The 21,491-nt window shown below is 70.3% G+C and carries 20 protein-coding genes; 9 read left to right on the forward strand and 11 right to left on the reverse strand.

What is annotated here, in order from left to right; translation table 11 throughout:
- Nucleotides 1-39: 39 nt before the first annotated feature.
- On the forward strand, nucleotides 40-1,902 hold the full coding sequence (nhaA, locus tag CHC05_RS19305) for a Na+/H+ antiporter NhaA (RefSeq protein WP_179266271.1): 1,863 nt from the start codon (nucleotides 40-42) through the stop codon (nucleotides 1,900-1,902).
- Nucleotides 1,903-1,921: 19 nt separating this feature from the next.
- On the opposite strand, the gene CHC05_RS19310 is transcribed toward nhaA, so the two are convergent.
- Complete coding sequence (locus CHC05_RS19310; RefSeq protein WP_089251063.1) at nucleotides 1,922-2,569, reverse strand: FMN-dependent NADH-azoreductase; 648 nt, start codon at nucleotides 2,567-2,569, stop codon at nucleotides 1,922-1,924.
- Between the two features lie 117 nt (nucleotides 2,570-2,686).
- Here CHC05_RS19310 and CHC05_RS19315 point away from each other — a divergent pair, with 117 nt between their 5' ends.
- A complete protein-coding gene (locus tag CHC05_RS19315) occupies nucleotides 2,687-3,157 on the forward strand; it encodes a MarR family winged helix-turn-helix transcriptional regulator (protein WP_245871046.1) in 471 nt (156 codons plus the stop codon).
- Between the two features lie 119 nt (nucleotides 3,158-3,276).
- Here the strand turns inward: CHC05_RS19315 and CHC05_RS19320 are convergent, their stop codons facing one another.
- The 3 genes from CHC05_RS19320 to CHC05_RS19330 all read right to left on the reverse strand — a co-directional run bounded on the left by CHC05_RS19320 (nucleotide 3,277) and on the right by CHC05_RS19330 (nucleotide 5,168).
- Nucleotides 3,277-3,771 (reverse strand): winged helix-turn-helix transcriptional regulator, encoded by a 495-nt coding sequence (locus CHC05_RS19320; RefSeq protein ID WP_245871047.1) that lies wholly within the window; start codon nucleotides 3,769-3,771, stop codon nucleotides 3,277-3,279.
- 27 nt (nucleotides 3,772-3,798) lie between these two features.
- Nucleotides 3,799-4,635: an alpha/beta fold hydrolase gene (locus CHC05_RS19325; protein WP_089250755.1), complete on the reverse strand. Its 837-nt coding sequence runs from the start codon at nucleotides 4,633-4,635 to the stop codon at nucleotides 3,799-3,801.
- A 158-nt stretch (nucleotides 4,636-4,793) separates the two neighbouring features.
- Nucleotides 4,794-5,168, reverse strand: coding sequence for a winged helix-turn-helix transcriptional regulator (locus CHC05_RS19330; protein ID WP_089250757.1), 375 nt, complete (start codon nucleotides 5,166-5,168; stop codon nucleotides 4,794-4,796).
- A 194-nt stretch (nucleotides 5,169-5,362) separates the two neighbouring features.
- On the opposite strand from CHC05_RS19330, the gene CHC05_RS19335 reads away from it, so the two are divergent.
- The gene (locus tag CHC05_RS19335) at nucleotides 5,363-6,088 is read left to right on the forward strand and encodes an SDR family oxidoreductase (protein WP_245871048.1); all 726 of its coding nucleotides are present in this window, start codon (nucleotides 5,363-5,365) and stop codon (nucleotides 6,086-6,088) included.
- Here the strand turns inward: CHC05_RS19335 and CHC05_RS19340 are convergent.
- Nucleotides 6,075-7,556 (reverse strand): NCS1 family nucleobase:cation symporter-1, encoded by a 1,482-nt coding sequence (locus tag CHC05_RS19340; protein WP_089251069.1) that lies wholly within the window; start codon nucleotides 7,554-7,556, stop codon nucleotides 6,075-6,077. The two genes, CHC05_RS19335 and CHC05_RS19340, sit on opposite strands and share 14 nt — an antisense overlap.
- A gap of 72 nt (nucleotides 7,557-7,628) precedes the next feature.
- On the reverse strand, nucleotides 7,629-8,447 hold the full coding sequence (locus CHC05_RS19345; protein WP_218824600.1) for a transglutaminase-like domain-containing protein: 819 nt from the start codon (nucleotides 8,445-8,447) through the stop codon (nucleotides 7,629-7,631).
- A gap of 282 nt (nucleotides 8,448-8,729) precedes the next feature.
- On the opposite strand from CHC05_RS19345, the gene CHC05_RS19350 reads away from it, so the two are divergent.
- Nucleotides 8,730-11,696 carry an RHS repeat-associated core domain-containing protein gene (locus CHC05_RS19350; protein ID WP_089250763.1) on the forward strand — a complete coding sequence of 989 codons (2,967 nt, stop codon included), beginning with the start codon at nucleotides 8,730-8,732 and terminating at the stop codon, nucleotides 11,694-11,696.
- Nucleotides 11,697-11,902: 206 nt separating this feature from the next.
- Complete coding sequence (locus tag CHC05_RS19355) at nucleotides 11,903-12,148, forward strand: hypothetical protein (protein WP_144022673.1); 246 nt, start codon at nucleotides 11,903-11,905, stop codon at nucleotides 12,146-12,148.
- A gap of 566 nt (nucleotides 12,149-12,714) precedes the next feature.
- Here CHC05_RS19355 and CHC05_RS19360 read toward each other — a convergent pair.
- Nucleotides 12,715-13,470: a methyltransferase gene (locus tag CHC05_RS19360; protein WP_089250767.1), complete on the reverse strand. Its 756-nt coding sequence runs from the start codon at nucleotides 13,468-13,470 to the stop codon at nucleotides 12,715-12,717.
- Between the two features lie 63 nt (nucleotides 13,471-13,533).
- Between CHC05_RS19360 and CHC05_RS19365 the strand changes: the two genes are divergently transcribed.
- A complete protein-coding gene (locus CHC05_RS19365) occupies nucleotides 13,534-14,403 on the forward strand; it encodes a cyclase family protein (RefSeq protein ID WP_089250769.1) in 870 nt (289 codons plus the stop codon).
- Nucleotides 14,404-14,410: 7 nt separating this feature from the next.
- On the opposite strand, the gene CHC05_RS19370 is transcribed toward CHC05_RS19365, so the two are convergent.
- From CHC05_RS19370 to CHC05_RS19380, 3 genes are all read right to left on the reverse strand, one after another.
- Entirely contained in the window at nucleotides 14,411-15,043 is a 633-nt protein-coding gene (locus tag CHC05_RS19370; protein WP_089250771.1) for a fasciclin domain-containing protein, read from the reverse strand.
- A gap of 84 nt (nucleotides 15,044-15,127) precedes the next feature.
- Nucleotides 15,128-15,823 carry an anti-sigma factor gene (locus tag CHC05_RS19375; RefSeq protein WP_089250773.1) on the reverse strand — a complete coding sequence of 232 codons (696 nt, stop codon included), beginning with the start codon at nucleotides 15,821-15,823 and terminating at the stop codon, nucleotides 15,128-15,130.
- Entirely contained in the window at nucleotides 15,777-16,355 is a 579-nt protein-coding gene (locus tag CHC05_RS19380) for an RNA polymerase sigma factor (RefSeq protein ID WP_089250775.1), read from the reverse strand. The genes CHC05_RS19375 and CHC05_RS19380 overlap by 47 nt, the downstream gene beginning before the upstream one ends.
- Before the next feature lie 155 nt (nucleotides 16,356-16,510).
- Here CHC05_RS19380 and CHC05_RS19385 point away from each other — a divergent pair, with 155 nt between their 5' ends.
- The 3 genes from CHC05_RS19385 to CHC05_RS19395 are packed head-to-tail and all read left to right on the forward strand — an operon-like array spanning nucleotide 16,511 to nucleotide 20,586.
- Nucleotides 16,511-17,320 (forward strand): DUF4397 domain-containing protein, encoded by an 810-nt coding sequence (locus CHC05_RS19385; RefSeq protein ID WP_089250777.1) that lies wholly within the window; start codon nucleotides 16,511-16,513, stop codon nucleotides 17,318-17,320.
- Entirely contained in the window at nucleotides 17,317-17,976 is a 660-nt protein-coding gene (locus tag CHC05_RS19390; protein ID WP_245871049.1) for a class F sortase, read from the forward strand. Before CHC05_RS19385 ends, CHC05_RS19390 begins: the two co-directional genes overlap by 4 nt.
- 57 nt (nucleotides 17,977-18,033) lie before the next feature.
- Nucleotides 18,034-20,586, forward strand: a complete 2,553-nt coding sequence (locus CHC05_RS19395) for a DUF4062 domain-containing protein (protein WP_089250779.1) — start codon at nucleotides 18,034-18,036, stop codon at nucleotides 20,584-20,586.
- Between the two features lie 19 nt (nucleotides 20,587-20,605).
- On the opposite strand, the gene CHC05_RS19400 is transcribed toward CHC05_RS19395, so the two are convergent.
- Nucleotides 20,606-21,457, reverse strand: a complete 852-nt coding sequence (locus CHC05_RS19400; protein WP_089250781.1) for a sigma-70 family RNA polymerase sigma factor — start codon at nucleotides 21,455-21,457, stop codon at nucleotides 20,606-20,608.
- Nucleotides 21,458-21,491 lie beyond the last annotated feature (34 nt).

Here is a 21,491-nt window from a genome sequence, read left to right on the forward strand (position 1 = left end):
GGCGATCGAAACCGTATGCCGGCCGGCGGGGGCACAAAGATGAACTTCTCCACGTTCCTGCGCCGGGTCTCGGAAGGCGGCCGTCGTCCGCGCACGGACCGCACGCTGCGTTTCGACCGCCGGCTCCGGACCGTCCTGGTCACCGAGACACGCGGTGCGGCGGTGCTGCTGGTCGCGACCGTGCTGGCCCTCGTCTGGGCGAACATCCCGGGCGGCGGGTACGAGACGGTCTGGCACACCGAGATATCGATCGGGTTCGGGCATGCCGCGATCACCGAAGACCTCCGTCATTGGGTCAACGACGCGTTGATGGTGTTCTTCTTTCTCCTCGCCGGCATGGAAATCCGCCGGGAGTTGAGTCTGGGTGCGTTGCGCGACCGCCGGGCAGCCATCGTTCCGATCGTGGCCGCGATCGGCGGGATGGCAGTCCCTGCGGTCATCTACGCCACGGTCACGATCGGTAACCCGGCCCAGAACGCCTGGGGCATGGCGATGGCCACCGATATCGCCTTCGCGCTCGGCGTGCTGGCGCTCGTCGGCCCGCGATGTCCCGAGAACGTACGCGTCTTCCTTCTCACCCTCGCAGTCGTCGACGACATCGGCGCGATCCTCGTCATCGCGATCGTCTACACCGAGGCCGTGCACGTCGTCGCGCTGCTCGTCGCGGTCGCGTTGATCGCGGTTGCCGTGGCGATGCGAGCGGCCGGAGTCTGGCGCGCGACACCGTACTTCATCGTGGGTGTGGCGCTGTGGGTCGCCACGTACGAGTCCGGTCTGCATCCGACGATCGTCGGGGTCGTCTTCGGCCTGCTCACCCCGGCCTTCCTGGCCCGCACCGCGGACCTCGACCGGCTCGACCGCATCATGAAGCGCCTGCGTCGCGAGCCGGGGCCGGAGGCCGCAAGAGCGCTGTCGATCGCGGCGCAGGGCTCGGTGTCCGCCAACGACCGCCTGCAGTACCTGCTGCGTCCGTGGACCAGTTTCGTGATCGTGCCGTTGTTCGCCCTGGCCAACGCCGGTGTGGCGCTGAGCCCGGAGTTGTTGGCGCGCGCGGTGACCTCACCCGTGACGCTGGGTGTGTTCTTCGGACTCGTCGTGGGCAAGACGGTCGGCATCTGGGGCGCGTCGGCCGCGGTGGTCGGTGCGCGACTCGGCCGGTTGCCGGCCGGTGTGCGCCTCGGGCAGGTGCTGCCGGTCAGCGCCGTGGCTGGAATCGGCTTCACCGTGTCGCTGTTCATCGCCGAGCTCGCGATCTCCGATGACCGGACCCGTGACGAGGCCACCATCGGCATTCTGGCGGCAGCGGTCGCCGCGACCGCGCTCGGCTGGCTGCTGTTCCGCCTGCCGAGCCGCCGGCGTCGTGACCGCGAACCGACTGAGCTGCGACCGGGCACCCAGCCCACCGGGGAACATGGCAGGGGCCCGGCGGGCGCCCCCGTCGAGCTGGTGCAGTTCGGCGACTACCAGTGCCCGTACTGCCGCGAAGCCGCTCCCGTCGTCGCGGCGCTGGTCGCTCGGCACCCCGACCAGCTGCGCTACGTGTGGCGGCATCTGCCGCTGGAGGACGTGCATCCTTATGCGCGGCGTGCCGCCCAGGCCGCCGAGGCGGCCGCCGTCCAGGACGCGTTCTGGCCGATGCACGACCGGCTGTTGTCCGCGGACGACCTATCGGACGAGGCCTTGATCGAGCTGGCCCGCGCGGCCGGACTGGATGTCCGACAGTTCGCGTCTGACCTCGACACTGCCATTGTGTCGGCGGAGGTCGACGCCGACGTCCGCAGTGCGGCCGACAGCGGCGCCGACGGGACCCCGACGTTCTTCCTCAACGGCGTCCGCGTCGACGGGACTCTCGACGACGTGACCGCGGCGGTCGAACGGTCCCTCGACACCGAGACCCCGTGAGTCGGGCGGCAGGGTCCGGCTAGGCGGGCGCGGGGAGCGCGCCCAGGGCGCGGCCGGCCGCGCGGGCCGCGCCCAGCGCGCCGGTGTGCATCTCCGCGGCCTGCTCGGTGAACGGCTCCAGGGCGGGGTTGACGCCGACGAGGGTGAACTCCCGCTCGACCACGGACAGGTCGGCGCCCCAGCAGTCGGCGAGGATGCGACGCAGGTACGGGGTCGAGTGGTCCCAGCCCTCGCGCGGCGTGCCGCCACCATAGGCACCGCCGCGGACCGTGGCCAGCACGACCGGCTTGCCAGCCAGGAATGGTGTGCCGTTCGCTCGTGGGTCGGTGCAGACGAGGTCGATGTAGGTCTTGAAGTGTTGGGAGACGCCGTAGTTGTAGAGCGGCACGGCGAACAGGATCGCGTCCGCCGCCAGCAGCTCGTCCACCAGCATCGCGGCGAGGGTCACCGCCATCCGATGCTCCTCTGTCCGCTCGTTCGGTGGGGTCATGCCCGCCATGACGGCCGCGGCCCAGGCGGTGGACGGCAGGGCGTCGACGCCGATGTGACGGCGCGCGACCGGGTCGCCCGGGTGGGCGGCGAGCCACTCCTCCTCGACGATGTCCGCGATCTCGCGGCTCGCAGAGCCGTGCGTGCGGATGCTGGCGTCCAGCCGGAACAGGGTCACGATCACTCCTTCAGAAGGTTCAAGCTTGAAGTCGAGGCTACCTGGCTGACTTCAAGCTTGAACCGACTGCGGTGTGTGTTTCACTTCACGGTTGAAGCCGGGTCATAAGCTGCGGGTGTGCGCGACGAACCGCAGTGGCTGACCGACAGCGAGCGCGACGCCTGGCTGGCGCTGGCCAAGCTCATCTTCAACCTGCCCGCGGCGCTGGACGCCCAGTTGCTGCGGGACAGCGAGCTGACCCTGTTCGACTACTTCGTGCTCAGCAACCTGTCGATGGCGCCGGGCCGAGCGTTGCGGCTCAGCGAACTGGCCGCCCGCAACGGCAGCTCCCTGTCCCGTCAGTCGAACGTAGTCAAGCGCCTCGAACAGCGGAACCTGCTGCGTCGTGAGCCCGACCCGGCCAGTCCCCGCTACACCAGGGCAGTGCTGACCGATGCGGGGTGGGACGTCGTGGTGGCCGCGGCGCCGGGCCACGTCGCGGCGGTGCGCCGGCTTGTCATCGACGGGCTCACCGCACAGCAGGTCGAGGTTCTGCGCGACGTCGCGTGCCATGTCACGCAGCGAATCGAGGCGGCCGCACCACGCTGAGACTTCCCTGGCCAACGAGGTCACGGTGAAAGCGAACCTCGTGCCGTCCCCGTTCCCGTGTTCCCGCGCCCCTTGTCGCCTCGATCCGCCTCGCGGACGTGGTGGTGTCCTGACCTGGATCAGCCAGCATGCGTACGACTCTGGCGCAGGCCAGGGCCAGCCAGGATCGCGAGCCCCTCCGGCCCGATGTCGTGGCCGTCGTCGCACACCAGCCGCGCGTGCGCGGGTGCCTGGCAGCCGCGATGGACGGCTTGGACCGGCGGCCCCTCGGGGTCGGCGGACCAGGCGTCGCCCCAGTCCCGCAGGGCTGTGATCACCGGGAGCAAGGCTCGCCCTTTGGCGGTCAGCTGGTACTCGTATCTCGTGCGCTGGCCGGCGTCCTGGTACGGCACGCGTTCCATGAGGCCGGCCGCGGTCAGGTCCTTGAGCCGGGCCGCGACGGCCGGCTCGCCGATTCCCGCACGGCGCGCGATGTCGTCGAACCGGCGCGCGCCGAAGAACGCCTCGCGGATGACGAGAATGGCTGAGCGGGTGCCGATGATCGCGAACGTCCGCGCGATGGAGCAGTTCTCCATCGACCAGGCGTCTCGATCCTCGAGCAGATCGTTCGTCACGTGAAGCCCCTACCGGTCGAGATTCGTTCAGCGAAGGAAAGCCAGCACCTCGCGGCCGAAGTCCTCGGCGTGCTGGAACAGGAAGCCGTGGCCCGCGTCGCCGTAGATCACGAGCTTGGTGTTGGGCAGCTTCTGCGACATTGCCCAACTGCCCCACGCGTCGATCATCACGTCGTGCGCGCCGTTGGCGACCAGGATCGGCTGGGTGAGTTCCTCGACGCGGTCCCAGTACCCGCCGAAGGTCGCGATGGCCCGGATCTGTCCTGCGAGGGTCTCCGGGCTCACGCCAGCCTTGGCTTCCGCGAGCCGGGTGTCGAGCCGGCGCAGCGACGCCAGGCCGGACTCGCGGCCGGCGTCGTCGGCCGGGAAGAACAGGTAGAGAAAGTCTTCGTCGACGTTGTCGGGCTTGCTGGCGACCTCCCAGGTCCGCGCGCTCATCCGCGGCATGTCGGGCACGGGGCCGCCCGGCGCGCTGCCGGCGACGACCAGGCGCCGGACGAGTTTCGGCCGGCTGAGCGCGACGCCCTGGGACACGTATCCGCCCATCGACCAGCCCAGCAGGTCGACCTCGTTCAGGCCGAGCCCGTCGAGGAAGTCGGTGACGCCGTCCACCAGGTCGTCGACGGAGGTCGCCGGTATGCCCGTGGAGGAGCCCAGGCCGCGGTTGTCGAAGACGATGACGTCGCGCTCGGCTGCGAGGACGTCCAGCAGGGCCGGGTCCCAGTGGTCGATGGTGCCGCGGAAGCGCATGACCAGGACGAGCGGAACCCCGCCGGCCGGACCCTGGCGCCGGTACGCGTAGGTGGCGCTGTCGGTGGTGACGAACTGTGTGTGTGTCTGGTCCGCGACGTATGTCGTGGTCATCGGCCGGATCCTCTCAGGCTCGGTCAGCGCGGCGGGGCTGACTTCTGTTAACCGAAGCTAGCACTGGCGGGGCGCCCCGAAGCTGTGACAAGGACCCCATCGGCTGGAGCGGGAGAGATAACTGTCCGAGATGGACAATCAGGACCGGCGCCGCGGGCTCATCTGGTCCGAGTGTCGAAGGCGTCCCGCGCCTGCTGGATCTCGGGAGCGTTGCGCTCGGCCCACCACGCGAGGCCCAGCACCACATCGAGCAGGCTCAGCCCGCGGGGCGTCAGGGCGTAGTCGACCCGGATGGGTCGGGCGTCGTGGACGGTCCTGGTCACAATGCCGTCGCGCTCCAATGCGTGCAGCGTCGCGCTCAGCATGCGCTGGGTGATGGGCTCGCAGAGGCGGCGCAACTCGTTGAACCGCTTCGTCGTGTCGCCGAGCTGGCAGATGACGACGACCGACCATTTGTCGCCGACGCGTTCGAGAACGTCGCGCACGAGCTCGCGGCCGCGTCCACACAGCTCGGGCGCACCGTGCGCATCCATCGCGCCAGTATACAACGAATACCTGGTACGGAACTGGCAGGTATCGCCAGGTATACCAGGTCATGTCGAAGTGCCTTCTTGTCGACCTTGTCTGGACGAAGCAGTATTCGCCTCGCGGCCGTCCTGGCCACACCTTCTGATCTAGAACCATCCAGGGAGCAGTCATGTCCGAGCGCTTCGCGGCCAAAGTCATCGTGGTCACCGGCGCCACCTCCGGCATGGGGCGGGCGGTAGCCGAGCGTGTCGCATCGGAGGGTGCGAAGGTCGTCCTCGCCGCTCGTGGCAAGGAGTCCGGCGAGGAGCTGGCCGAGCTCCTACCCGACGCGATCTTCGTGCCGACCGATGTCACCGTAGAGGCCGACGTGGCTTCCCTGGTGCATCAAGCGGTCCAGAAATACGGTCGAATCGACGGCGTCTTCAACAACGTCGGCGCGGCCACGGCGATGGGCCCGCTCCCGACCGTCAGCGACGAGGACTGGAACGCCGAGTTGTCGCTGAACCTCAGCAGCGTCTTCTACGGCCTCAAACACGAGATCCCCGCGCTCGTGGCGAGTGGGGGCGGTGCCATCGTCAACAACGCCTCCAACCTCGGCGTGGTCGGGGCTGCGGGCATGGCGGCGTACAGCGCCGCCAAACACGGCGTCGTCGGGCTGACCCGCTCGGCGGCCTTGGAGCACGCGGCCAGCGGCATCCGCGTCAACGCGCTGGTGACCGGGGGCGTGGACACGCCACTGCTGCGCCGCAACATGAGCGGCGTATCGCCCGAGGAAGCGATCCGCTTCGCCGGCGGGATGCATCCGGTCGGCCGGATCGCAGCGCCTCAGGAGATTGCCGCCTTCGTCGCTTTCCTGCTCAGTGACGATGCGACGTTCATCACCGGTGCGGCGCTCGCCATCGACGGCGGACTCACCGCCGCCTGAGCGTGCTCGACAACGGACGGCCCGTCGCGGCGACGTAGAGCCCGCCGCCGATGATGGCGCCGATGACCCAGGCGAAACCGCTCAGGTCGGCCAGCGCGGGCGTCCAGACGGTGGCCACCGAGAACACCGCGGCGACGGCGAACGCGGCCAGGGCGCGGATGTTCCAGCCCGACCGGTAGTGGTAGCGGCCGGCCGGATCCATGCTGTAGAGGTCGGCGACCACGAGCTCGCGCCGGCGCACCACGTAGTAGTCGGCCACCAGGATCCCGTACAGCGGGGCCAGGACCGCGCCGAGCGTATCGACGAACTTGGGCAGGCCGATCTCGCTGATCGCGGCCACCCACAACGCGCCGATGACGAACCCGAAGACCGCGGTCAGGTAGCCGCCGCGCTGGAAGCTGATCCGTTGCGGTGCGAGGTTCGACAGGTCGTACGCCGGCGGGATGAAGTTGGCCACCAGGTTGATCCCGATCGTGGCGACCACGAAGGTCAGCGCCGCGATCACGGTCAACGCCGTGTTGCCGACCTGGCCGACAATGTCGGCGGGGTTGGTCAGGGGCTCACCCTGGCCGTCCTGGTAGACGACGTACGCGCCGGCGGTGATGAACAGCGAGAGGAACGTGAAGAACGCGAGGCTCACCGGCAGCCCGGTGAAGTTGCCGATGCGCATGCCGCGTTGGGTACGGGAGAAACGCGAGAAGTCGCCGAAGTTGATGATGACCGCGGCGAAGTAGGCGATCATCGTGCCCACGACGCTGAGGAAGGCGCTGACGGTGCCCCAGCCGCGCACGTCGTCGTTGCTGAACAGCCCGGAGACCGCGGGCAGGAGCCGGTCGCCGGCCTGCACCCAGATCGCGACCAGCAGCAGCACCATGACGACGTAGACCGCCGGCCCGGCCACGTTGAGAAACTTCTCGATCCAGGAGATGCCGCGGATGAAGAGCACGACCTGGATGACGGCGACGATGACGTACGACAGCCAGTCGACGGCCGTCATGCCCAGCACCGTGGCGCCGCCCGGCGAGCCCAGCACCGCGTTGAGCGCCAGCGCGACCGCGGTGGAGGCAAAGTAGGTCTGTGCGCCGTACCAGAAGATCGCGACGATCCCGCGGACCAGCGCCGGAAACATGGCGCCGCGGACGCCGACGCCGCTGCGGGCCATGACCGCGTAGGGAATCCCGTACTTGACGCTCGGCTCGCCGGTGAGGTTGACGAGCCAGTTGACGAAGAGCCCCGCCACGATGATCGCCGCGAACACCCACCAACCGTTGATGCCCGCGGTGATGAACAGGCTCGCGGCCAGGGTGTAGCCGGCGAGGCTCTGCACGTCGTTGGTCCAGACGTTGAAGATCTCGAACCAGCCCCAGCGGCGTTTCTCGAGGGGGAGCGGGGCGAGGCCCGCGTTGTAGAGCGAGGGGTGTGGATCGGATCCGACGGCCAGCGCGTCGGTGGTGGTATCGGCCGACATCGCGATCACCTCCGCGGGAGACGACGGGCACTCAGGATCGCGGTTGGAGATTGCTCGACTTCGATGGCATGGTTAACCCTGTGTTTCCGCGTGGGCGCCGAGGATGACGGGACATTCGTGGTCGTCGTCGGGCAGTGCTCCGTCCGCGACGGCGGTAACGGTGAGGTCGGTCAAGGTGGCCGCGCCGGTCAGCACGGTGCCGAAGGCGACGTCCGCCGCGTCGCGTCCGGTGGAGACGCGCAGGAGGCTCGACCGCGGCGCCAGCCGGGTCGCGTCCCAGACCAGCCATGCGCCGTCGACGGCGGTCTCGGCGACAAGATGGAAGTCCATCGGAGAAAGACCTGGCGCGTACACCGCGACCACCCGCGCCGGCACGTCCACCGCCCGGCACAGGGCGACCGTCAGGTGCGCGTAGTCGCGGCACACGCCGCGCCCGGCGAGCAGGGTGTCGACCGCGTCGGTGGTGGGCCCGCTGGCCGCGCCGTCGTAGACGAGCGAGTCGTGCACCTCGGCCACGATTCGCTGGACGGTGGCGAGGTCTCCGCCGCCGCGGAACCGCGCGGCATAGCCGGTGAGCCGGTCCGACGGGCAGTAGCGGCTGGGGAGGACCGCCTGGATGCGGTCGCGGAGGTTGGGCGCCGGGGCGGCCGCGCCCGTGCCGTTTCGTTCCATCGTGTACGTGAGCAGCAGCCGACCCGCACGCGCGGAAACCAGCTGGGTCGGGCCGTTCAGTGGGTCATCGGTCTCGGCGATCGAGGCGACCTCGACCGCGGTGCCGTCGACGGTGGCGGAGAGGCTCTCCTGTTCGGCGGAGCCGGCGACCGCGACCTGGACGGCGATCGTGGCGGTCTCGGTGACGTCATAGGCCAGGATGGCCGTTGCCGCGTTCACCGCCACAGTGTGGCCGCCGCACGTTTCCAACTCGGTCCTCGGGCGGGTGCAAAGCTCGGGAAGTATGGCGGTTCCGGGCCGGACGTGGCGACCCCATCCCGTCGTTTTCATTGATCGACGGCAATAGTTGTCGAACTTCATTGATCTGTTGAGGCCCCACCTGGACGATCACCCGCGTTGGTGCCACCACCGAAACGGGGAGGTAGTTGTGGCCTTGCGCAGCTCGGATCACCGGGCACCGCCGGAAAGCTGGCCGTCGCGCGTTCGTCGGCGCCGGTCGCGATGCTGACCGGTCCGCTGTCGGTGCCGGTCGGCACCGGGCCGATCCGCAACGGCTCGTTCACCACGTTCGCCCTCACCGACCGGGTCAGCCTCGAGGTGAACACCGGGTCGGGCAACCTGCTCATCCGCAGCGCCGACCTGATGCTGCCGGGGATCGCGGAGAACCTCGTGGTCGGTGCGGCGTACAACAGCCTGTTCACCGGCAGCGACCTGGCGGTGGGCTCGCTCGGCCACGGCTGGCGTACCCGGACCGGCGTCGACGTCAAGCTCGTCAAGCACACTGGATGGAAGCTCACCGAGCACGAGAGCGGCCGGGAGCTCTACTTCACCTCGGCCGGCCTGCTCGACCGCACGCTCGACCGCAACGACAACGTGACGGACTACAGCTACGACGGCAGTGCACGGCTCACCTCCGTCAAGTCCGACCGTGGCGCGACCGCCGCACGGACCGCGACGGTCCACTATGGCTCCCACGGGTTCATCTCCAAGATCGAGCAGTCCTCCGAGGGTGACTACCGCCGCGTCGAGTACGCCTACGACGGCAACGGCAACCTGACGGAGATCTGCTCGCTCAACCAGAACGACGTGCGCTTCGAGTACGACTCGCAGCACCGGATCACGAAGATCACCAGCGCGATCAGCACCACCGACGTCGGCGCGGTCACCCGGATCGGCTACGACAGCGGCCACCGCGTGGTCTCGGTCTCCCGGGTCATCGACGAGACGGTCGACCCGAACGCGAGTGCGGTCACCCGGTGGGCCTACCCCTCCGCGACGCAGACGCTGATCGCCGACGCGAACACCAACTACTCGCAGCCGGTGACCTCGGTGCCGCGGTCGACGTTCACCATCAACGCCGACAAGCGGGTGACCAACGCGGTGGATCCGGAGGGCAAGAGGCGCAGCAAGTCGTACACCCCGTACTTCGACGTGGCTACGGCGACGAACGGGACCGGCGGGTTGACCACGAACGCGTACGGCGCGAACGGCGGGCAGTCCTTGACCACGTCCACCGGCCCGACCGGCTTCGACACGAGCTACACCTATGCCAACGCCGCGACGCCATCGAACCCGACAGCCAACTACCAGCCGTCGTCCTTTTCGGACTCACAGGGCAACACCAGCACCTACACCTACAACGGCGCCGGCAACCGGCTGTCCGCCACCGATGCGTTGGCAGCGGAGGCCAAGGTCGAGTACAACAGCGACGGCACCGTCAAGTCGTCGACCGACCCCGGCAACGGCACCAACAAGACGCTCTACGCGTACAACGGCGACAAGCAGCTGACCACGATCACGCCGCCGACCGGCACGACGCTGGGTGTGCGTACGTTCACGTACGACCAGTTCGGCCGTCTCCACGAGGCCTACGACGGTGCCGGCCGGATGAGCCACTACGACTACGACTACGAGGACCGGGCTACCAAGATCACGTACTCGGACGGCACGCCCGCGGTCGAGTACCGCTACACCCCGGGCGGCAACATCGTCCGACGCATCGACGCCACCGGGACCGCGTCCTTCAGCTTCGACCGGCTCAACCGGATGGTGGTACGACAGGGATCGCAGACGTACACCTACGACCCGGTCGGTAACCTGAAGACGCTGACCGACCAGCGCGGAACCTCGACCTACAGCTACAACACCCGAAATCTGCTCACGTCGCTCGTGGCCGCGAACGGCACCTACACGCTCGGCTACGACGACGAGGGCCGGCGCACCTCCACGACGCTGAAGGTCGCCGGTGCCACCGTCGCCCAGACCAGCAACACGTTCGACTTGTCCGGGCGGCTGATCCGCACGACCAGCAAGCGCTGGCAGGGCGGCACGGAGTCCATCGTGTACGACTCGTCCTCCTGCTACGCCAAGCGCGTCGGTAGCAACCCGTGCTCGACGGCCAAGCCCGACGACACCGGGCTGCGGCAGTGGCAGACCGACCACCATCGCGCCGGCGCCGTCAGCGTCTACACCTACGACAACGGCAACCGGCTGACCAAGGCGACCAACGTCGAGGGCCAGACCTACGACTACGAGTACGACGCGAACGGCAACCGCAAGACCGCCAAGGTAAACGGAACCACGACACAGTCGTTGACCTTCAACGCCGCCAACCAGATCACCAGCTCCGGATACGCCTACGACGCGGTCGGCAACCAGACCGCGGGCTCGACCGTCCGCACGCCCGTCTACAACGCGGCCGGCCAGCTGACGAGCGCCAAGGACACCGCCGCCAACACGGTCAGCTTCAAGTACGCCGGACCCAACCAGAACGAGCTCGGTTACCGCAGCACGCAGACGTTCCAGGGCCGCTACTTCTACGGCCTCAACGACGCGAACGGCCTTCCGATGCTGCAGTACTACACCGTTCCCAGCTCGTACGCGAAACACTACGTCGAGCGCGACCAGCAAGGCACGGCGCTGGGCTTCCGGGCCGAGACCAACGGCACCGTACACCACTACTTCTACGTGTTCGACGCCCTCGGCTCGGTCGTGGCGCTCGTCAAGCACGACGGCACCGTCGCCGGAACCTACCGCTACGACCCGTACGGCAAAGCCACCGCGACCGGCACCAGTGACGAGGTCCGCGAGAACGCGATCGGGTTCGCCGGCGGCCTGCGCTCGGACGACCAGGTGAAATTCGGCCGGCGTTGGTACGACCCCAACACAGGCCGCTTCACCCAGCAGGACAACCTCAGCTTCGTGGGCAACCCCGCGGAGGGCAACTGCTACGCGTACGCGGCGTGCAATCCGGCCACCTACGTCGACCCCACTGGCCAGTGCTCGACGAGCTCGATCCTCGGTGCCGTCAGCGCGATCGTCTCCGGCGGCAGCGCGGCGATCGGCACCTGGATGCTGGCCGGCGTCGTCACGGTGCCGTTCACGGCCGGCGCCGTGCTGATCGTCGGAGGCGCCCTCGGTGCCCTCCTCGGCGTCGGTAGTTTGATCTACTGCGCACTCGGCGACTGATGCGTACACGCTGGACCGCGATCTGGATCTTGGCATCGCTCAGCGTTGTCGCAGCCGTGGCGACGACGGTGAGTTCGGTGCCACCCTGGACCAAGGTTCTCGTCGGAGCGGTCGCCCTCGGGTTCCTGACGCTGGCGATCACCTCGACGAAGAAGTCCTAGCAGCTGGGTGCGGCCGCTCCTCGCGGCCGCACCCACTGTCGGCCTGTGGATCGGAGTCGGAACGACATGACCAACAGCTTCCTCATCGCGTTGCGGGGATACGACATCGGCCAGGTGGACGACGCGCTGGCCATGGCCGACCAGGCCCTGGCCTCCGGGTCCGAGTCCGCGAGAGCGGAGGCTGGGCGCACGCTGCGGTCGCTCTCGTTCCGCACGCGCCTGCGTGGCTACGCCCGACACCAGGTCGACCGTGCCGTCCGCGACCGGCTGGCAGCGCTGGACCGCGGTTGACGATTCAGCGTCCCGCACGCCAGCAGCTTCGCGCTGTTCCCGCTCGGCATCGGCGTCCTCCGCGAGGAAGTGGAACAGCGTCGCCTCACCGGCGCCACAGCCGTCGTCAGCGGCATGATGGCGACCGGCTCCGGCCTGGTCCTGGTGCAGCCACCGGTGGCGGCATGACGACGATGCGACGCGGGTGGCCCGGCCGGGTGGGTCCTGACCGGTCCCGCGCCGCGGTGCGCGTGCAACCAGGATCTCGATGACTGCCTGGTGTCGTGGTCCCACGACGGCCACCGCCGAACGGGGCTCATGATCGTGTGTGGCTCATCGAGGAGCGACACCCCCGATCGCATGATCAGGTGTGTCTGGTCGAGTTGCCGGACGGCGTGTCGACCAGATCAGCCACACCCGATCAACGACTACAACGCCGGTCTCCCAGATGCCGCACACCGGATCACGGCCAGCCCCGGCATCCGCCGAACCGGCCCCGTTTCATCGGCGTCCCCGAACCGCGGTGCCGCTGCCGAACGCGGTCAGCGTGCTCGCGGCGGACACCGATCGACCTCGGACCTACTCGTCTAGAGCAGATGGGGTACGAGCGCCCGCCGGTCGGCCGGGTAGTCCGGGAAGCGCTCGCGGTACCAGGCGTGGTGGTCGAACGCCCTCGGCGCGAGGTTGGCGGTCGTGTAGACGGCGAACGCCAACCCCGCCGGGGACCAGGTCGCCAGCGCCCACCCGAACCACTGCACGATCTCGCCGCTGTAGTTCGGGCTGCTGACCCAGCGGAACGCGCCCCCGTACGGGATGCGGTAGCCGGTCTCGCCGGGGGCGCGCAGCCGGCGCAAGGTGCGGTCCGAGCGCATGTGGACGACCAGCCCGGCGAAGAAGAGCACCGCTCCGGCGAGGAAGCGCGGATCGCTCAGCCAACTGGTGGCGTAGCCGCCGAGCTCGGCGATCCACCACGCGTTGACGGTCGCGTTGAGCAGGTTGAACGCCAACGCGAGCGCCACGACCAGCCACGGCATCCGGGTGCCCGGCCGCATCAACGCCGGATAGACGAACGCCCGGTACACGTAGTGGCAGAGCCACATCGCGAGCAGCACCAGCGGAACGAGGTCCGCCCGGTGCGCCCCGAACGCGAACACGGCAGCGAAGACGACCACCGAGGGCGACTCCATCACGAGCCAGCCGACGCGGGCGGGCACCGTCGGACCCCAACCGCCGCGCCGGTAACGCCCGTACGGCGCCCGGATCCACAAGAGAGCCACGACGGTCACGGCGGCGAGCCCGAACTCCAGCGCCACCAACGCGCCGTACCACCCGAAGCTGTTCATGACATCGAAGTCTACGAAGCGTCGTTGTACGAAGGACATGCCACGACGAAAGGGATCCGCGACATGACCGACGCCGAGCTGCCGGACAACTGGGGTCGTTGGGGTGCCGACGACGAGCTCGGGACGCTCAACCTCATCACCGACGAGGTACGCGCGAAGGCCGCCGCCGAGGTGCGGGTCGGGCGGTGGGTGTCGCTGGCCCAGCCAGTCACGCCCAACCCCATGGTCAGCGGCCCGTTCGCGCCGACGACCGTGGACGTCTCGCCCGTGCAGCAGCTGGTGTCGCACACCGGCGTCGGGGTGGCCGCCGATCTGATGCTGGTCACGAACCACCACGTGAAGTCCACGCACATCGACGCGCTCGCGCACTGGTCGCAGGACGGTCAGGTCTATCCCGGTCGGCCGCGGGCCCAGGTCGTGACCGCCGAGGGTGTGACGCACGCGTCGACGGCCGCGTTCGCCGCCGGGATCGTGACCCGCGGTGTCCTGCTCGACCTGGCCGTGGGCGGGCCGCTCGCACCCGCGTACGCGGTGGGCTCCCACGACCTCGACCAGGCCGAGAAGCGCCAGGGCGGCCAGGTGGATCCCGGCGACGCGCTGGTCGTGCGGCTCGGCTGGCCCGCCACCGCGACACCCGGCACGCCGACGCCGGGCATCACGGTCGACGCGCTGCGCTGGATGCACCGCCGCGGCGTCGCCCTCTTCGCCGGCGACCGGGGCGACGCGTCCCCACCGCTCGGCCCGGACGGCCCCATGCCCCTGCACGCGGTGGGCCTGGGCCGGATGGCGATGCCACTGGTCGACGGGGTCCACCTCGACGACCTGGCGGCCCTGTGCGCGGAGCTGGAGCGCTACACCTTCCTGCTCACGATCGCCCCGCCGCGCATCCACGGGCTGACAGGTGTCCCGGTGAACCCCGTCGCGCTGTTCTGAGAGCCGCTCAGGGCAGGTCGATCGGGCGGAGCACCCGGTCGATGCCGTGGGCGATCTGCCGGTTGCCCTTGTTCACGTCGAACCTGACGACGCGCGGGTCGCGGTCGGTGCGGTTCGTGTCGACGAGCCTGACCCGCTTCCACCACCAGCCGTACACGTCGACCTTGATCGTGGAGCCCGCCGCGGTCGTCAACACGGCGCCGTCCGCCTTCAGCGCGGCCTTGCGGGTGATCGTGGCGCCGGGCACCACGTGGTAGAGCAGCACCGCCTCGACCGTGTCGATCCCCAGCCCGGCCACCGCGGTGAACGACGCGCGCTCGCTCGGTAGCCGCTTGGCGTGTTGCAGGTCGGCGACCAGCGTCTGGAACGCGCGGTCGTTCGGGATGAACGCGGTCAGCGCCGTGCTGCCGTCGGTGAGCACGCCGACCGCGCTGGCGGGCTTGGCCTCCAGGACCGCCAGCACCGCGGCCGTCAGGATGTCGTAGTCGCCGCCGTTGCGGTCGAACCCGCTGGTGTCGGCGGTCAACACCGCGGCGAGTGACCGGGTGCCCACCTTCCCATGGGCGTCAGCGGGAGCGGCGACCAGTGCGGACGTGACGATCGCCGCCGCGGCGACGGCGACGGTTCGGAGCAACCTCATCGTCGTGAGTCCTTTCGAAGTACGGGGCGGTGGCTTCGCTGCCACCACCCGGTACTTCGGCCGGATCGGCCGCCCTGGATGCAGCTAATAGGTCAGCGTTCCGCGCAGCAGGCTGCGGCCGGAGTGGGCGGCGTCGCCGTCGTGGGGCTCGTCGCTGATGTCGACCAGGCGGTAGCGGTTCAGGTCGATGCCGGGCGGCACCGTGAGCACCACGTCCGGCTTGTCGGACAGGTTGCCGACCGCGACCATCTTCGTCAGGTCGTCCGGGTCGATCAGCCACACCTCGTGGAAGCCGGTGGTCAGCGGTAGGTTCCGCACGTCGACGCGCATCTCGCCGGCCGCCAGCACCCGCACGCTGCCACCCGCCGCCGCGGGCACGGACGGCAGGGGCGACAGCGTCGCCCGGGCGGTGACCCGCTCCGGCGGGGCGCGGTGCGCCAACCGGTCGACCACGACCGTTCCGGCGACCGCGAGCACAGCTGCCGCCGCCGCGGCGAGCACCGGCAGCAGCCAGCGCGGCCGTGGCCGGGAGCGTCGCTCGGGAACGGCCGGAACGGGAGCCTGGCCGATGCCGACCTCGATCGACTGCCAGATCCGCTCGGGCGGCGGTGGCAGGTCCCGCAGGTCCTGGCTTTCGGTGCCCAGGTCGGCGACGGTACGCAACGCGTAAAGCTCGTGGCGGCAGACCGCGCACTCGGCCAGGTGGTCGAAGTCCAACGGGCTTTCGGTCTCCTCAGAGAGTGCGAGAAGGACCAGCCGATCGGGATCCAGATGTTGCACCGTCCACCTCCCAACGGCGTCGCAGGTTCGCCAGTCCACGGCGAATGTGGCTCTTGACCGTACCGAGCGGAAGCCCCGTGACGGCCGCGATCTGTGGATGGGTCAGGTCGTCGAAGAACGCCAGTTCCAGCGTGCGTCGCTGCTCGGCGGGCAGCCGGCCCAGCTCGTCGGCCACCACCAGCCGGTCGACGATCCGCTCCGGGAGCTCGGCCTCGTCGGGCGTGACGAGCTGGGCACGGACCGTCTGGGTGACCCGCTCGTCGCGGGCGGTCGACCGGATCCGGTCGATGGCCTTGCGCCGGGCGATCCCGAGCAGCCAGCCCAGCAGCGTGCCACGTCTCGGGTCGAACGTGTCGCGCCCCGCCCACGCGGCCACGAACGTCAACTGCGTGACGTCCTCGGCGTCGGCGAGGCTGCTCAGCAGGCGTTGCGCCAGGTAGAGCACGGCGGCGCCGTGCCGCTCGTACGCCGTGCGCAGCGCCTTCTCGTCACCGTCGCGCAGGCGCTCGGCCAGCTCGTCGTCGGAAATCATCGACCTCCTCCCGGCAGCGCTTCTCTCTACTGTTCGCTCCGCGGACCCGCGCCGGATGCGGCGACTTTTGACCCGCGCGGACCGCATCCACGGGCGACGGCCAGGACGAAGACCCGGGTGTACGGAATTCACGACGATCTGTTCGAGGTGTTTCCATGCGTATCCTGCACCTTCGCCGCGCCGCCGTGGTCGGCGCGGTAGCCCTGGTCGTGCTCGGACTGTCCGGCCCGGCGTTCGCCAGGGCGAACTCGCAAGTGTTCGTGGTGCACGGCATTCCCGGGCAGCCGGTGGACGTCTACGTCAACGGCGAGAAGGCCCTCCCGGACTTCCAGCCGGGCAAGGTCGCCGGTCCGCTGAGCCTGCCGGCCGGGCAGTACGACATCGCGCTGACCAAGCCCGGCGAGCCCATCGCCGACGCGCTCCTGACCGTCGACAACGCCGACGTGCCCGGCGACGCGAACATCAGCCTCGTCGCCCACCTGAGCGCGGACGGCGAGCCCGTGTTGACCCCGTTCGTCAACGACATCGCCAAGCTGGGCGCCGGCAAGGCCCGCGTCATCGTGCGGCACACCGCGGCCGCGCCGGCGGTCGACGTGCGCGCCGGCGGGCAGCCCGTCTTCGAGGACCTCACGAACCCGAACGAGGCCAAGGCGGACCTCGACGCCGGCACGGTGTCCGCCGACGTCGTGCTCGCGGGCACGTCGACCCGGGTGCTGGGCCCGGCGGACCTGAACCTCAAGGAGGGCACAGCGACCATCGTGTACGCGGTGGGCTCCGCCGACGACCAGACGCTCGGTCTCGTCTCGCAGACGATCGCCGGGCTGCACTCCGCGCCGGGCGCGGTGCCCAGCGGTGACGGCGGCGGCGCCGACCGAGGCGTGCCGTTGCCGTGGTACGCCGTCGGTGGCGCCGGCATCCTGCTTCTGCTGCTCGGCCTCGCGCGGTTGGCGACGGGCCGCCGGTGAGGGGAGGCGTTGGCGCGTCCCGGCCTGTGCCGGGGCGCGCCCTGCTCCTGCTGGCGGTCGGCGCGGTCCTCACCGGGTCCGCCGGCGTGGCGGCCTGCCAGGCCGAACCGCCCGGCGACTTCGGCCGGCCGACCGCGGTCGCGCCCGCCCCGTCCGTCCCGACCGTGTCCACACAGGATGGTTCGATGCCCGGTATGGACAAAGTGGACGCACCGACTCGCCTGACCGTCCCCGCGTTGAAGCTGAAGGCGACCGTCAACGCCGTCGGCGTCGACGCGGACACCGGCGACTTCGCGGTGCCACCGAGCGTCGACGCGGTCGGCTGGTACCGCTACGGCCCGGGATTCTCGGCGACGGCCGGCTCGATCGTCGTCGCCGGGCACGTCGACAGCGCCGCCGAGGGCCAGGGTGCGTTCTTCCGGCTGGGCTCGCTCGAGGCCGGCGACGAGGTCACCCTCACCGGACCGGACGGGCGGAGCCGGGCGTTCCGGGTGACGTCCCGCGAGCGGTACCGCAAGACAGCGATCCCGCTGGAGAGGTACTTCGCCCGCGAAGGCCCCGTGCGACTCACGCTCATCACGTGTGGCGGCCCGTTCGACTCACGCACCCGGCACTATCGCGACAACGTGGTCGTCACCGCCGTGCCCCGTACCTGAAATCGACGTCTCGGCCATCCTCAGCCTCTAGCCTCGGCTGAGGGGGTGTGTGCGGCGATGTCCGAGCAACCGATGATCCTCACTCCGGATCAGCGGTTGCGGGTGTTCGTCAGCTCGTCGATGACCGAACTGGCCGCCGAGCGTGCGGCCGTGAGCGCCGCGGTGAGCCGAATGCGGCTGGTCCCGGTGATGTTCGAGCAGGGCGCCCGACCGCACCCGCCACGCGACCTCTACCGGGCCTACCTCGCGCAGAGCCAGATCTTCGTCGGCGTGTACGGCGAAAGCTACGGCTGGACCGCGCCGGGCGCCGACCGTTCCGGCCTGGCGGACGAGTTCGACCTGGCCCGCACCCTTCCGCGCCTGATCTACGTCAAGGAGCCGTCGCCCGGCCGGGACCCCCGGCTCGAAAGGCTGCTGGCGGCGATCCGGTCCACCGGGCACGTCACCTACCGCCGCTTCGGCACCGCTGACGAGCTCCGCGCGTACGTCGAGGAGGACCTGGCGCTGCTGCTCTCCGAGCGATTCCTGCCAAGTCCGTACGTCGCCTGGCCGGAGGCGACGGGCGGTGTCCCGGTGGCGCTCACCCCGCTGGTCGGCCGCGCCGACGACCTGGTCGCCGTCGAGGCGCTGCTGACCGACGAGCACGTTCCGCTGGTCACCCTCGTCGGCCCGGGCGGGATCGGTAAGACCCGGCTGGCCATGGCGTCCGCCGACCGGGTGGCGGAGCGGTTCCCGGACGGCGCCCGCTACGTCGACCTGTCCACTGTGTCCGATCCGGAGCTGGTGGGCGAGGCGCTCGCCCGTGGCCTGGGCGTGCGCACCTCGGGCAGCGTGCCACCGGTGGCGGACATCGCCTCGTGGCTGCGCTCCAAGCGCCTGCTGATGGTCGTCGACAACTTCGAACAGGTCACCGACGCCGCACCCACAGTCGGGCAGCTCCTGCGCGCGGCGCCCGGGCTGACGGCGCTGGTGACCAGCCGGGCACCGCTGCGGGTCGCCGGCGAGTGGGTCTACGCGGTCCCGCCGCTGCCGACCGTCGCCGACGACCAGGCGAACTCGCCGGCCGCACAGCTGTTCGCCCAACGGGCGCGGGCCGTCTCGGCCAGCTTCACGCTCACCCCGGCCAACTCCGCCGCGGTCGACGAGATCGCGCGTCGACTCGACGGGCTGCCGCTGGCCATCGAGCTCGCCGCGGCGCGGACCGTGCTGCTGCCGCCCGCCGAGATCCTCGACCGGCTCGGCGACCGGCTCGGCCTGCTGACCACCGGCGCGCGCGACGTGCCCGACCGGCACCGGACCCTGCGCGACACCATCGCGTGGAGCTACCACCTCCTCGGCGCCGACGAACGCGACCTCTTCGACCGGTTCGCCGTCTTCGCCGGCACCTGCGACCTCGCCGCGATCGAGGCGGTCGCCGGACCGCGCCCCGACCCGTTCGCCGGTGTCGAGGCGCTGGTCGAGTCGAGCCTGCTCGTCCAACGACCCAGCCCGGACGGCGAGGCCCGGTTCGCGATGCTCGACACCATCCGGGCCTTCGCGCGCGAGAGACTGCGGGACAGCGGCGACTGGCCGGCGGTGTCCGCCGCGCACGCCCGCCACTACCTTGAACTCACCGAGGAGTTCGCGCCGCGGCTCAACACCTCCGCCGCACCGCGGCTGCTGCGCCGGCTGGAGCTCGAACACGACAACGTGGTCGCGGCTATCGACTGGTTCCACGCCCACGACGACCCCGTCGCCGTGCTGGAGATCATGTGGGCGACCTGGCTCTTCTGGTGGCGCAGCGGGCACGTGGAGCAGGGCGACCGGTACATGTCCCAGGTGCTCGACCGCGCCGACCTCCTCGACGACGTGCAGATCGGCATGGCGCTGATGCTGGCCGGCGGCGTCGCGTTGGTGTCCGGCCAGTCCGAACGGGCCGAACGCATGCTGGAGCCGGCGCTGCCGCGGCTTCGGGCGAGCGGCAACGGACCACTCGCGGCCCTCGCCGCGGTGACGATCGCCCAGCTCGCGCTCGAACACGGCGACGAGCAGCGCGCCGACCGCTACCTGCGCGAATGCGGCGAGCTCGCCGCAGGGGCCGGCGACGGCTGGGAGGCGAGCCTGTTCTACAGCCGACTCGCGCTGATCGCCCTGCGCCGCGGCCGGCTGGGCGACGCGCGCGACAACCTGCGTGCGGCCCGCGAGCGGTCGGGCACGGACCAGCTCGCGATGGTCGTCGCCGAGTACCTGTCGGCGATCTGCGCGGTCGCCGAGGGCAGGCTCGACGAGACCCGGCGGCACCTCCTCGACGGCCTGTCGGTCACCGTGGCGGCTGGCGACGAGGGCGGCCTCGGTACCTTCCTCGCCGCGGTCGCCGACCTAGACACCCGCACCGGGGACCTCGAACGGGCGGTGCGGCTCGCGGCGGCGGCGCAGGCCCTGCACACGCCGTCGAACGAGATGTGGATGCGCGGGTTCGTCTCACCGTGGCCCGTCACCGGCCTCGACGCGGACACCGTGCGTGCGCGGCTGGGCCCGGCCACCTACGACGCTGCCTGGCAGACCGGCGCAAGGCTCAGCATGGCGGACGCGGCAGCGGACGCCTTCGGGTCGTCGCCCGAAGCGGCCTGAACCTGGTGGCCGAGAGCCGTCATGGCCGGTCCTTGGCGTTGGTGCTGAGGAAGACGATGTCGAGCTCGCGGAGCCGGTCCGGGTCGGCGTCGAGTTCGATGCTGGTGATCTTCCCGTCCGTGACCGTGAACGTGAAGACGGCCTTCGGCAGGCCGCGGTGCGCGTAGACGGCCGCCGGAACGCCGTCGACCAGGGCCGGCCGGGCCGCCTGCGCGCGTCCGGCGAAGAACGCCGCCACGGCCTCGGCGCCGCGGACCTCGCCGGTCGCCGCGTCCGGGTCCAGGAGCGCGAGCAGCGCGTCGAAGTCGCCGCTGCGGGAGGCGGCCAGGAAGGCGGCGATGACCTCGCGCTTGCGGGAGTGTGCGGCGTCGGTCGCGGCGGCCGCCGTCTGCACCCGGCGCCGGGCGCGGCTGGCCAGTTGCCGCGCCGCCATGGGTGAGCGGTCGATGATGGTGCCGATCTCGCCGAACGACACCGCGAACACGTCGTGCAGGACGAACGCGAGCCGTTCGGCCGGGGTCAGGGTGTCCAGCACGACCAGCAGCGCGACCCCGACCGAGTCGGCGAGCAGCGCCTCGTCCTGCGGGTCGACGGAAACGTGGTCGGCCGGCTCGGGTGGCAGCGCTCCGGCCGGTTCCTCCCGGCGGGCCTTGCGGGACTCGAGCATGTTCAGGCACACCCGGGCGACGATCGTGGTGAGCCAGCCGGCCGGGTTCTCGATCTGCTCGGTGTCGGCCCGGCTGACCCGCAGCCAGGCCTCCTGCACCGCGTCCTCGGCGTCGCTGGGGGAGCGCAGCATCCGGAGCGCCACCGCGTGCAAGCGGTCGCGGTGCTCGGCGAACTGCTCGCTCAGAAAGTCCTGTTGGATCATCGGTCACATTCCTCCGTCGGGGCCTGTCATACCG

This window comes from Asanoa hainanensis (genome assembly GCF_900188485.1).
In the GTDB taxonomy this organism is placed as follows: domain Bacteria; phylum Actinomycetota; class Actinomycetes; order Mycobacteriales; family Micromonosporaceae; genus Asanoa; species Asanoa hainanensis.

Coding starts and splice junctions, on each gene's coding strand:
- nhaA (WP_179266271.1), top strand. CDS start 40: ATGAACTTCTCCACGTTCCTGCGCCGGGTCTCGGAAGGCGGCCGTCGT.
- CHC05_RS19325 (WP_089250755.1), bottom strand. CDS start 4,635: ATGACCACGACATACGTCGCGGACCAGACACACACACAGTTCGTCACC.
- CHC05_RS19330 (WP_089250757.1), bottom strand. CDS start 5,168: ATGGATGCGCACGGTGCGCCCGAGCTGTGTGGACGCGGCCGCGAGCTC.
- CHC05_RS19340 (WP_089251069.1), bottom strand. CDS start 7,556: ATGTCGGCCGATACCACCACCGACGCGCTGGCCGTCGGATCCGATCCA.
- CHC05_RS19350 (WP_089250763.1), top strand. CDS start 8,730: ATGCTGACCGGTCCGCTGTCGGTGCCGGTCGGCACCGGGCCGATCCGC.
- CHC05_RS19360 (WP_089250767.1), bottom strand. CDS start 13,470: ATGAACAGCTTCGGGTGGTACGGCGCGTTGGTGGCGCTGGAGTTCGGG.
- CHC05_RS19365 (WP_089250769.1), top strand. CDS start 13,534: ATGACCGACGCCGAGCTGCCGGACAACTGGGGTCGTTGGGGTGCCGAC.
- CHC05_RS19370 (WP_089250771.1), bottom strand. CDS start 15,043: ATGAGGTTGCTCCGAACCGTCGCCGTCGCCGCGGCGGCGATCGTCACG.
- CHC05_RS19380 (WP_089250775.1), bottom strand. CDS start 16,355: ATGATTTCCGACGACGAGCTGGCCGAGCGCCTGCGCGACGGTGACGAG.
- CHC05_RS19385 (WP_089250777.1), top strand. CDS start 16,511: ATGCGTATCCTGCACCTTCGCCGCGCCGCCGTGGTCGGCGCGGTAGCC.
- CHC05_RS19395 (WP_089250779.1), top strand. CDS start 18,034: ATGTCCGAGCAACCGATGATCCTCACTCCGGATCAGCGGTTGCGGGTG.
- CHC05_RS19400 (WP_089250781.1), bottom strand. CDS start 21,457: ATGATCCAACAGGACTTTCTGAGCGAGCAGTTCGCCGAGCACCGCGAC.